10 protein-coding genes, 1 tRNA gene and 1 pseudogene are annotated in these 10,761 nt (G+C 59.2%); 3 read left to right on the top strand and 9 right to left on the bottom strand.

Features of this window, described 5'->3' with window-relative positions; translation table 11 throughout:
* Window positions 1-160 precede the first annotated feature (160 nt).
* The 6 genes from REA38_RS02930 to REA38_RS02905 form a co-directional block, all read right to left on the bottom strand.
* Window positions 161-961 (bottom strand): DNA/RNA non-specific endonuclease, encoded by an 801-nt coding sequence (locus REA38_RS02930; RefSeq protein WP_015377376.1) that lies wholly within the window; start codon window positions 959-961, stop codon window positions 161-163.
* A gap of 152 nt (window positions 962-1,113) precedes the next feature.
* Entirely contained in the window at window positions 1,114-2,574 is a 1,461-nt protein-coding gene (locus REA38_RS02925; RefSeq protein WP_033654205.1) for a TrkH family potassium uptake protein, read from the bottom strand.
* 118 nt (window positions 2,575-2,692) lie between these two features.
* Window positions 2,693-3,007 (bottom strand): hypothetical protein, encoded by a 315-nt coding sequence (locus tag REA38_RS02920; RefSeq protein ID WP_016928271.1) that lies wholly within the window; start codon window positions 3,005-3,007, stop codon window positions 2,693-2,695.
* Between the two features lie 236 nt (window positions 3,008-3,243).
* On the bottom strand, window positions 3,244-3,843 hold the full coding sequence (wrbA, locus tag REA38_RS02915) for an NAD(P)H:quinone oxidoreductase (RefSeq protein ID WP_308884926.1): 600 nt from the start codon (window positions 3,841-3,843) through the stop codon (window positions 3,244-3,246).
* 86 nt (window positions 3,844-3,929) lie between these two features.
* On the bottom strand, window positions 3,930-4,400 hold the full coding sequence (locus REA38_RS02910; RefSeq protein WP_308884925.1) for a helix-turn-helix domain-containing protein: 471 nt from the start codon (window positions 4,398-4,400) through the stop codon (window positions 3,930-3,932).
* A 117-nt stretch (window positions 4,401-4,517) separates the two neighbouring features.
* Window positions 4,518-5,093, bottom strand: coding sequence for a helix-turn-helix domain-containing protein (locus REA38_RS02905; RefSeq protein WP_047568150.1), 576 nt, complete (start codon window positions 5,091-5,093; stop codon window positions 4,518-4,520).
* A gap of 67 nt (window positions 5,094-5,160) precedes the next feature.
* Between REA38_RS02905 and REA38_RS02900 the strand changes: the two genes are divergently transcribed.
* Entirely contained in the window at window positions 5,161-6,084 is a 924-nt protein-coding gene (locus tag REA38_RS02900; RefSeq protein ID WP_033637926.1) for a DMT family transporter, read from the top strand.
* Between the two features lie 50 nt (window positions 6,085-6,134).
* Here REA38_RS02900 and cycA read toward each other — a convergent pair whose 3' ends face one another.
* Window positions 6,135-7,535 (bottom strand): D-serine/D-alanine/glycine transporter, encoded by a 1,401-nt coding sequence (gene cycA / locus REA38_RS02895; RefSeq protein WP_103773884.1) that lies wholly within the window; start codon window positions 7,533-7,535, stop codon window positions 6,135-6,137.
* Window positions 7,536-7,884: 349 nt separating this feature from the next.
* Between cycA and REA38_RS02890 the strand changes: the two genes are divergently transcribed.
* Window positions 7,885-7,960, top strand: a tRNA-Lys gene (locus REA38_RS02890).
* Window positions 7,961-8,180: 220 nt separating this feature from the next.
* On the opposite strand, the gene REA38_RS02885 is transcribed toward REA38_RS02890, so the two are convergent.
* Both REA38_RS02885 and REA38_RS02880 read right to left on the bottom strand, forming a co-directional pair.
* Window positions 8,181-8,684, bottom strand: coding sequence for a DedA family protein (locus REA38_RS02885; protein ID WP_041034570.1), 504 nt, complete (start codon window positions 8,682-8,684; stop codon window positions 8,181-8,183).
* Between the two features lie 74 nt (window positions 8,685-8,758).
* Window positions 8,759-9,998 (bottom strand): annotated as a pseudogene (locus REA38_RS02880) (MFS transporter).
* A gap of 459 nt (window positions 9,999-10,457) precedes the next feature.
* On the opposite strand from REA38_RS02880, the gene REA38_RS02875 reads away from it, so the two are divergent.
* The gene (locus REA38_RS02875) at window positions 10,458-10,760 is read left to right on the top strand and encodes a putative quinol monooxygenase (RefSeq protein WP_308884923.1); all 303 of its coding nucleotides are present in this window, start codon (window positions 10,458-10,460) and stop codon (window positions 10,758-10,760) included.
* The last annotated feature ends 1 nt before the right edge of the window (window position 10,761 follow it).

The following is a 10,761-nucleotide window of genomic DNA, read 5'->3' as shown; positions in this document are numbered from 1 at the left end:
CGAGCACGCTCGGGTGTGGTGAAATTGATAATGCCAAGAGCCTGGGAAAGTTCCATTTTAAGGGTCCATGATGATGCCATGGACCCTTTTTACAGCAACTACCGGATCGGTCAATTGATCCTTAAACGATCGGCATTACCCGCCGCGGCGGGTTTTTTCGTCAGTTTTTGCAGCCCATCAATTCCGGCAGGACGCCGGGCTTGCTCTTCAGCGAAGCCTGTACGTCGTCCGGCAGACCGGCCCAGATGATCAGACCGGTGCGTTTCTCGATCTCGTCCACCGTCACGCGGAATTGGCAAAAATCGGCACCCTTCGGCGTGTTCTGATCGAACAGGAAAGCGGCATAGTGGTTCACCGCCGGGCTGTTGTTGATGAAAATCACTTTCCAGTAGGCGCTGGGGATGGTGTGCGCTTTCTGGGTGCCCGGCAGTTTGCCCATATCGCGCTCATACAGCGGGCCGGTCACGGTATAGACCGAGGAGATATCGGCGCGATCGATCAGCTTGCGTTCCTGATCTTCCAGCCGCGCCCAGGCGCCCTGGTTCAGATCGGACTTTTGCGGCGTGATGTTGGACAGGTAGTTCAGCGACTCCCAGTCGGAAACGCCCGCCAGCGAGGCCAGCGGCGCCTGATGACCGCGATCGACCTTCAACGCCGCATTGGCGCCGGTGTAATCGGCGGGCGCCAAAGTGTCCGCCGGGTTGAGCGCCGGATCGGTTTTCCAGTTGCGCGTCTTGCCGCTGGCCGGCGTGTCTTTGGTGATGTGATAGGCCACCCAGTTGGCGAACTTGGTGGTGCTGTTGTTGTTCAACGTATAAGCGTGACGCACGATCGATACGTTGCTGCTGCCGCCGGTCGGGCAGCCGACCGCGCAGTTGTCGATGGATTCGAGCGTGTCGGCCGACGCCTGCGCGGCGAACAGCAGGGCGGCCAGGGCCAACATCTTGTTGTTAAAACGCATATTCATATCCTCAATAAGTTAAAAAATACTGTATATATTTACAGTGAATTAAACTTATCGCAGTGAAACGAATACAACAATGCAACACATTCATGTTGTGAATGTGTCGGCGTTGACAGAGCGGAACGGCGCCCTGTACGCCGCTCGGACTATCAAAAACGCCAAAACGCGCGTGAACAGAGGATCAACATCGGATAGATCTCGAGGCGGCCGAGCAGCATGGCGGCGCACATCAGCCATTTCGCCGCGTCGTTCAGCGTGCCGAAACCGGCGGCGGTTTCTCCGTACCCCAGCCCCATATTGTTGATGCAGGCGGCGACGGTGGCGAAAGCGGTGACCAGATCATAGCCCATCAAGTTCAGCAGCCAGATAAACAGACAGGTGAACAGCACGTAAAGGAAGAAGAAGCTCCAGACGGAGCGCAGCGTCCGATCCTGGATCGGCGCATTGCCGACCTTGATGGTGTACATGGCGTTGGGATGCACCAGCTGGTTGATCTCGAGCCGGCTTTGTTTGTACATGATCAGAAAGCGCAGCGCTTTAATGCCGCCGCAGGTGGAGCCGACGCAGCCGCCGAAGAAACTCGCCGCCAGCAGCAGCATGATGGTGTGGGACGGGATCCGGGTGTAATCGGCGATGGCCAGACCGTTGTCGGTCATCATCGAACTGGTGAGGAAAAAGCCGTGCACGAAGGCGTCTTTGACGCCGTACATGCCCGAGCGGTACAGCTCGATACACACGATCGCCACGACGATGGCCAGAATCAACAGGAAAAAGCGCAGCTCGGGGCTGCGGTACAGCGGTTTCAGGCTGCGACGGCCGACGGCAATGAAATAGAGCGTGAAGTTCACCGCCGCCAGAATAGAGAAAATGCCGCCGACCATTTCCACCGCCGAACTGTCGTAGTACCCCAGGCTTTCGTTACGGGTGGAAAATCCGCCGAGCGACACGGTGGAAATGCCGTGGCACAGCGCATCGAACCACGGCATGCCCGCCAGACGAAAGGCGACGGTACAGGCCAACCCCAGCCCAAGGTAGATCAACCACAGGTTTTTCGAGGTATCGGCCAGGCGTGGCGTCAGGCGTTCCTCCTTGAACGGGCCGGGCATTTCCGACTGGTAAAGTTTGGCGCCGCCGATGCCCAGCAGCGGTAGCACGGCCACGGCCAACACGATAACCCCGAGGCCGCCGATAAAATTGAGCTGGGAACGGTAATAGAGGAACGATTTGGGCACGTTCGAGACGTCATTCAGCACCGAGGCGCCGGTGGTGGTGATGCCGGAGACTCCCTCAAACATCGCGTCGACCAGCCGGACGTTCAGCGTGTCATCCAGCCACAGCGGCAGGGCGCTGATCGCGGAAAACAGCAGCCAAAACATCACGATGATCAGAAAACCGTCCTGGGTGCGCAGCTGCACTTTCGACTGCCGGGTGCTGAACCAGCCCAATCCGCCGAGCGTGGCGGCCACCACCAGGGTATAGAAAAATGAGAAGGCGCTTTTTTCTTTATACAACAGCCCCATCAGCAGGGGCGGGATCATTGAAAGGCTGTAAAGAAGGACCAAAAAGCTGCAAAGATGAATAACGACCAGGATCTGTTTGGTTCTGACCATACTGTTGCTCGGAATGCCTGCCGACAATGCGTCAATTTATTGAAGTGTATCAAGCATAAAGCAGGCGATATAAAAATAACGTAAAAATTCATATCGCCTAATAAGTATGGCGGGGGCGTTATTCCAGCAGGTCGTTGACCGTACGGCGCACATAGTGCGTCATCTGTGCCAGATCGTCCGGCGACACCGGGCCGCCGCCGGCGCGAACCACCTGCTGTTCAATCTGGGCGATCTCCTGCTCGACCTTGTTGGCGATCTGCACTTTGACTATCTTGTCCACCGAAGACAGCAGCACCTTCAAGACCACTTTCAGCGCGATGTTCTCGCAGAACGAGTCGTAGTGATGAACCGGCGGCGGCGGGGCCGGAGCCGGCTCGGGCGCGCGCGGAGCCAGAGCCTTGAAGCTGTCTACATTTTCAATAATAAGATCCATGTCTCTTATTAGTTCATCAAAATCTTTAGACACTGACTTATTCCCTTCGCTGTGCGCAAAAAACAGAACGCCCGTCCTCGGGCTGAAAGCGGATGAGCGACGGGCAGAACGAATTCGGGCCTGGCCTTCAGACGCTGAATGGCCGGGGGAGGGGCATTCTAACCTTGCGGCGGGTCGGCAACAAGATGGGGCCGTGCGAATGCGCGGCCCTTTGAATCACAGGCGCAGGAGGGGGCTTAACTTTTCAGCTTGGCGGTGATTTTTGCCACGTGCTCGCCCTGATAGCGGGCAATGGTCAGCTCTTCGTTGCTCGGCTGGCGCGAGCCGTCGGCGCCGGCGATGGTGGTGGCGCCATACGGGGTGCCGCCGCGCACCTGCGAAACGTCAAACAGCTCCGGCGTCGCATAGCCGATCGGCACGATGATGAAACCGTGGTGCGCCAGCGTGGTCCAGGTGGAACTGATGGTGTGTTCCTGGCCGCCGCCGGTGCCGGTGGAGGTGAAGACGCTGCCTACCTTGCCGTACAGCGCGCCGGAAGCCCACAGACCGCCGGTCTGATCGAGGAAGGTGCGCATCTGCCCGGCCATATTGCCGAAGCGGGTCGGCGTGCCGAAGATAATGCCGTCATAGTCCGCCAGCTCTTGCGGGGTGGCGACCGGCGCCTGTTGATGTTGTTTGCCCCCGGCTTTGGCGAAGGCCTCCGGCGTCATGGTTTCCGGCACGCGTTTAATCGTCACGTCCACGCCGTTAACCCGATTCGCACCTTCGGCCACCGCCTGCGCCAGGCTTTCGATATGGCCGTACATTGAGTAATAAAGCACCAACACTTTCGTCATGTTCCGTACTCCCGCTCAGATGATTAACAAAAACCCTTGATAAGCATAGAAGCGAATGACGAACTTGGTTTTGTCGGATGGCGGATTCAGGGCAAGCGCCGCAGCTTGTGCGCCAGCCGCTGTTCCTGCCAGCGGCTGAAGACATTGCGCAGCAGCAGGGTACGCACTGCCCGCATGACCAGCGCGAGGTTCATGCCGCCGATCGCCCACAGCGACCAGAGATATTGCGGATGGGTAAACCAGTTGATGGCGAACAACATCACGCCAATCACGGCGAAACGCACCGCCATGCTCAGCAGTTTGCCTTCTGCCGCGACCTGGCGACGAATGCGCTGTTCGTCAGGCGTCTCCTCCTCCATTGCCTGTTGCGGCTGCGCATTGAGATCGCTGACCTGCACGCCCAGCGCGGCAGCGATCGCGGTCAAGGTTTCCAGGCTGGCCTGTTCACCGTTTTCAATCCGCTGGACGGTGCGGGTGCTGAGGCCGGCGATCGTCGCCAGCTGCTCCTGCGACCAGCCTTTTTCCAGACGTAATGGCCTGATGCGGTACTTTTGCATGGTGCACTCCTGAGTTCGCTGTCACTGTCATTCAGTGTAGGGCGAGCGCGGTGGCGGCGCCACGACAGCGGCACGACAGCAACACGACATCCGCCGCCGGTGCGGGCCGGCGGGCGGTCAGAAGGCGACGTTGCGGATAAAACGCAGGGGCAGGTCGCCGTGGTTGGCGTAAGCGTAGCGTTGATCGCTGTTGAAGGTTTGTGCGGCGCCGGCGCTGAGCGTCAGCGTGCCTTGTTCCAGCTCCAGCGTCAGGGTACCGGCAATCACGTAGATCATTTCGCTCCAGCCTTCGGCGTCCGGGGCAGAGTCATAGCGCTCGCCCGGCATCAGCGTCCATTCCCACAGCTCGGCCCGTTGCCGCGCCGGCACGCTGGCGGCGAACAGCGCCTGGCTGCCCGGCTGCGCGCCTTGCCAGGCCAACTCGCCCACCAGATGGCTGCCGCGCGCTTCCGGCGCCTGGATAAGATCGGTGAAAGAAATCGCCAGGGCGGCGGCGATCTTGTCGAGCACCGCCAGGCTGACGTTGCGATCGCCGGCCTCGATGCCCGCCAGCATGCGGCGGCTGACGCCGGAAAGCTCGGCCAGCGCCATCTGGCTCAGGCCCGCCCGTTGGCGGTAGCCGCGCAGATTGCTGCTCAGGTATTGCAGCACCTTGGGGGGATCGGTTTTTGCGTTATGCGCCGTATTGCTCATCGCCGGACTTTATCTCATACTGGCAGGATCTGTGCATTATATTGCACTCAGCAGGAAGGGCAAGCCGGTGTCAGCAGCAAAAAAATCCTTTATTTCCGCCGTGGTTCCGCAAATCAGGTTGCCGGAAGCGGTGTTGATTTTCATCACCATGATCTGGGGCGGCACCTTTTTGGCGGTGCATCACGCGATGCAGGTCAGCGGGCCGTTCTTTTTCGTCGGCCTGCGTTTCGCCACCGCCACGCTGGCGCTGACGCTGTTTTCGCTGCGCGTGCTGCGCGGCCTGACCCGGTATGAACTGAAGGCGGGCGTGCTGATCGGGCTGGCGATCATGTTCGGTTACAGCATGCAAACCGTCGGCCTGCAGACCATCACCAGCAGCCAATCGGCGTTTATCACCGCCATGTACGTGCCGATCGTGCCTCTGTTGCAATGGCTGGTGCTGGGGCGCTTCCCCGGCATCATGTCGTGGATCGGCATTCTGCTGGCCTTCACCGGCCTGATGCTGCTGGCGGCGCCGAGCAGCACCGACATGACGCTGAGCCTCGGTGAAATTCTGACGCTGGCCGGCACCCTGGGCATGGCGGCAGAGATCATTCTGATCGGCGCCTTCGCCGGCAAGGTCAATATCCGCCGAGTGACCATTGTGCAGCTGGCGACCGCCTCGCTGGCCTCCTTTTTGATGATGGCGCCGACCGGCGAGTCGCCGCCGCCGTATTCGGATTACCTGCTGTACAGCGCCATTGGGCTGGGGCTGGCCAGCGCCTTGATTCAGCTGACCATGAACTGGGCGCAGCGCAGCGTTTCGCCGACGCGCGCCACGGTGATTTACGCCGGCGAACCGGTCTGGGCGGGCATCGTCGGGCGGTTGGCCGGCGAGCGTTTACCGGGCGTGGCGTTATTGGGGGGCGCGTTGATTGTAATCGGGGTGGTGGTCAGCGAGCTGCGCGTGCGGCGCAGGGATAAAGCGGCGGTGGCGACGGAAGCGGATTAGCGCAGAGACATAGAAAGCAGGAAGGGGCGGAGATATCCGCCCCTTTTGCATCACGCGGTTTTCTTCTTGCGCAGGAACACGTAAGACAGGCCGAGCACGATGAACCACAGCGGGGTGACGATCAGCGCCTGGCGGGTGTCTTCGCGCAGCGACAGCAGCACCAGCACGAACACGAAGAACGCCATGCACACCCAGCACATCAGCTTGCCGGCCGGCATCTTGTAGATCGATTTCTGGTGCAGCGCCGGGCGCTGTTTACGGTAGACCAGGTACGAGCACAGGATGATGGTCCAGACGAACATGAACAGAATCGCCGATACGGTGGTCACCAGGGTGAAGACCGTCATCACGTTCGGGATCAGGTAAATCAGCACCACGCCGCCCAGCAGGCAGATGCAGGAGAAGGTGAGGCCGTTGGCCGGCACCGCGCGCTTGGACAGGTTGGCGAACGATTTCGGCGCGTCGCCTTCCTGCGCCAGCCCGAACAGCATGCGGCTGGTGGAGAATACGCCGCTGTTGGCGGAAGAGGCGGCTGAGGTCAGCACCACAAAGTTGATCACGCTGGCCGCGGCCGGCAGGCCGATCAGCACGAACAGCTCAACGAACGGGCTCTTGTCCGGCACCACGGAGCTCCACGGCGTCACCGACATGATGACGATCAGGGCGAACACGTAGAACATGATGATGCGGATCGGAATCGAGTTGATGGCGCGCGGCAGCGATTTCTCCGGATCCTTGGTTTCCGCGGCGGTGGTGCCCACCAGCTCAATGCCGACGAAGGCGAATACCGCAATCTGGAAGCCGGCGAAGAAGCCGCTGATGCCTTTCGGGAACATGCCGCCGTCATTCCACAAATGGGTGAATGAGGCCACGGTGCCGGTCGGCGATTGGAACTGCATGGCGATCATCACCAGCCCGGCGACGATCAGACCGACGATGGCGACGATTTTGATCATCGCAAACCAGAACTCCATTTCACCGAACATTTTCACCGTCGCCAGGTTAAGGCCGAGCAGCAACAGCACGCACAGCAGCGAAGCGATCCACTGCGACAGCTCGGGGAACCAGAACTGGGCGTAGGCGGTGATCGCCACGACGTCGGCGATGCCGGTGACCACCCAGCAGAACCAGTAGGTCCAGCCGGTGAAGAAACCGGCCCACGGGCCGAGCAGGTCCGCGGCGAAATCGCTGAACGATTTGTATTCCAGGTTGGACAGCAGCAGCTCGCCCATGGCGCGCATCACGAAGAACAGCATAAAGCCGATGATCATGTATACGAAGATGATCGAAGGGCCGGCCAGACTGATGGTTTTACCGGATCCCATAAACAGACCGGTGCCGATGGCGCCGCCGATGGCGATCAGTTGAATATGTCGGTTAGTGAGGTTTCGCCGTAGATGATCTTCTGAATCGGGCGTCGCGTCAGTCGCTATTTTAGAGTGATCTACCATCTGATGATGTCCTGTTTTACCTGTCATTAGTGAAGTCGCGAGCTCTGAAGTGGCTCTTTTTTATACATTTATCCGGTTGGTCCGGCTTTAGTAAGGTAGTGCAATAACGCCACCTTTGTGCAACATGTTTACAACATTTATACGCGGGATAAAAGTCGATCAATCTTTACACGGAGGAGTCAAATCGGACGTTCAGGGAGCGGAAGATTACTCTTCAAAACGTGGGATTAACAGACCTTATGCGGCTTATCTCGTTGATTAAACAAAGGGTTGTAAAATTCGCATGAGAAAAAGTAATGGGTGTAAGCGTTCGACAGCGGCGCCGGCGAGTAAGACAGTTTAGCGCGTTGAGTTGTTCGATCAGTCGCTAGAGCCGTTGACTCTTAATCAATGGGGCGCAGGTTCGAACTCTGTACGACCCGCCAACCAAATCAGCGTGTTACGCTCGGACTTTTCTCTGTTTGTTTCCTCATTGCGCCGTTTTAAGCGCGCATTCTGCAAAAAAATTCGCATTTTTCGACTGATGTTCAGAAAGGTGATCTGGCGCAAACTGCGATGTTGCACCGCAGTTTATACGGCAAGAGAGGCTGTGCGCTGGCGCAACGTCGGCGCATGGGCCGAACATTTGCCCAAGAATCTTTCAGGTCAAGGTACGGGGAATATATGCGCAGCCGACATCAAGATCAGCGCCCAGGCGGCAGCCGAGAGCGCGGCGGTGGCATAGACGCGCCCCAGCGGCAGTTTCAGCATGCCGGCCATCAGCGGTACGGTATAGCGCATCACCGCCAGAAAACGCGAGGCGAACAGCAGCGGAAGCCCTCTCTTTTGCAAGGCGCGCTGGGCTTTGCGCAGCGGCGTGTGAAAGCGTGCCGGCAGCCGGCGGCGTAGATCGCGGCGGCATAGCAGCGCGCCGCAGTGGAACGACAAGATCGATCCCAGCGCGGCGCCGAGGGCGATGGCTGCCCAAACGGCGCCGAGGGGCAGCGCGTGCTTGCCCGCAACGATGCCCATCAGCAGCGTGACCGAAGCGGGCGGCAGGATGGAGGAAACGAAGATCACGGATTTACCCAGCGCAAACAGGAAAATCAGCAGCAGCAACATCTCCGGCTCCGGACTGTATTTGGCGATAATGTGCGTCAATTCATCCATTTAACACCTGCGGGCGAGGGGGCTGAGTGCCAGTGTCCCATCCGCAGGTTCAATAAGGGTTAAATAACGCGCCGCTATCCGGCAATCTCTGCGTCTTGCTTGCTCACCTCGGCGCGCCGGTTTCTGAGCGCCCACAACAGCGCGGCGCACAGCAGCGAGAAAGCGGCCAGCACCAGCGGCCCGGCATGCGGGCTGTGAAAACGCTGTTCCGCCTCGGTGCGGATCAGCGGGGCTAAAAAGCTGAACGCGGCGCCGAGCGTAGTGCAAAAGCCGATGCCGGCCGCCAGCGCCGGGCCGGTGAGCACCTGAGCGGGAAACGTCCAGAAAATCGGCTGTACCGCCAGGAAACTGACTGCGCAACAGCTCAGGGCGACGATAGCGAGCAAAGGGCCGGCATAGGAAGAGACCACCAACCCCAGCGCCGCCGCGATCATGCAAGCCGACGGCGATCGGTAATCTTCTGGCGGTGTTTCTGTCGGCAAAGCGCGGCAGGAAATAGACGCCCAGCGCAGAGAACGCCCAGGGAATGGCGGCCACCAGCGAGGCCTTGAAGCCGAGATGGGTGCCCATCAGCGAGGCGACCTGCGACGGCAGGAAAAACATCAGGCCGTACACGCCGATTTGCAGGGTGCCGTAGATCAGCGCCAGATGCCAAACTTTGCCGCTTCTCATCGCCGCTTTGACGCTGCTGGTTTCGGTTTGCTGCTGTTCGGCGGCCAACTGTGCCACCAGCGCCGCACGCTCTTCCTCGGTCAGAAAGCGGGCCTGCTGCGGGCTATCGTCGAGATAGAAAAAGGCGAAGACGCCGAGGGCGACGGCCGGCAGCCCCTCCAGCACGAACATCCAGAACCAGCCGGGTTTGCCCAGTACGCCGTGCATCTCCAGCAATGCCCCCGACAGCGGGGAGCCGAGCGTCAGGGCCGCCGGCACGCCGAGCACGAAAATGCCAATGACCGAGGCGCGCACCTTATTGGGAAAATAGATCGACGCGAGCAGCAGGATGCCGGGGTAAAACCCGGCCTCGGCGATCCCCAGCAGAAACCGCAGGACGATAAACTGTTGTTCGTTGGTCACCAGCCCGGTGCAGGCCGACAGCGCCCCCCACAGCGCAGTGGTGGCGCTGAGCCAGCGTTTGGCGCCCCAGCGATTCATCAGCAGGTTGGCCGGGATGCCGAACAGCGCATAGGCGGCAAAAAATATCCCGGCACCCAATGCGAAGGCGGATTGCGACAGCGCGATATCGATGGCCATCGCGTCCTTGGCAAAGCCGACGTTAACCCTGTCGATAAAGGCGATAAAGTACATGGCGAACATCAATGGCACCAGCCTGCGCCAGGTTTTGCGAATGGCGACGTTGAGTGCAGGAGCGGCATAGGTGGCGTGATTCACTGGCGTTAACCTCTCTTCTGAGAATGACAAGCGTCGGTCACAGGACCGTCCTGATGCCGTTGCCCTCAACACGACGGTAACCACGGTTTCTTTTCGCGATCCTTAAAGGCCTAAAGGACTAATGGTCAGGCCTTTGAGGGCGAAAAAAACGCCGCGTATCGGGTCGGCAGGGTGGTGCAGACATCACCATGGTGAATGGTGTGTTGCTTTTTTGTTAACCGGAAGTTCACACAGGGCCAGGGTAGGTTCAAGCGCTTTGATCGAGATCTGTGTGCGCTATCACCGAATTGGCAACCCGGCGATAGGCCTGGAGTAGGGGGCTTTCATCTCGGGAGTGAGGACGATTAAGGTGAGGCACGGCAAAACAGAATGCAGGAGCGCAACATGTTGAAGGTCATCGCTGAAGATTTTATCCATCCGGAACATATTGAAACCGTTATGCCATGGTATCGCGAGCTGGTGGAGAAAACCCGGCAGGAACCTTTGTGCATCAGTTATGAGCTGTGCATCGACCAGCAGGACCCCGGGCATTTTATTTTTATCGAAAGCTGGCCGGATCGCGCCGCCCTGGATGTACATTGCCAGACCGAGCATTTCACCCGGCTGGTGCCGCAGATCAACCAGCATCAGCGCAAGCCTTGCACCTTCCTGTTTATGCAGGTATTTCCTGAAACAGGTGATAAATAGG

This window comes from Serratia sp. MF1(2023), assembly GCF_030954545.1.
Lineage (GTDB): Bacteria > Pseudomonadota > Gammaproteobacteria > Enterobacterales > Enterobacteriaceae > Serratia > Serratia sarumanii.
Note: the sequence above shows the minus strand (reverse complement) of the source record. Positions and strands in the feature narration are given on the sequence as shown.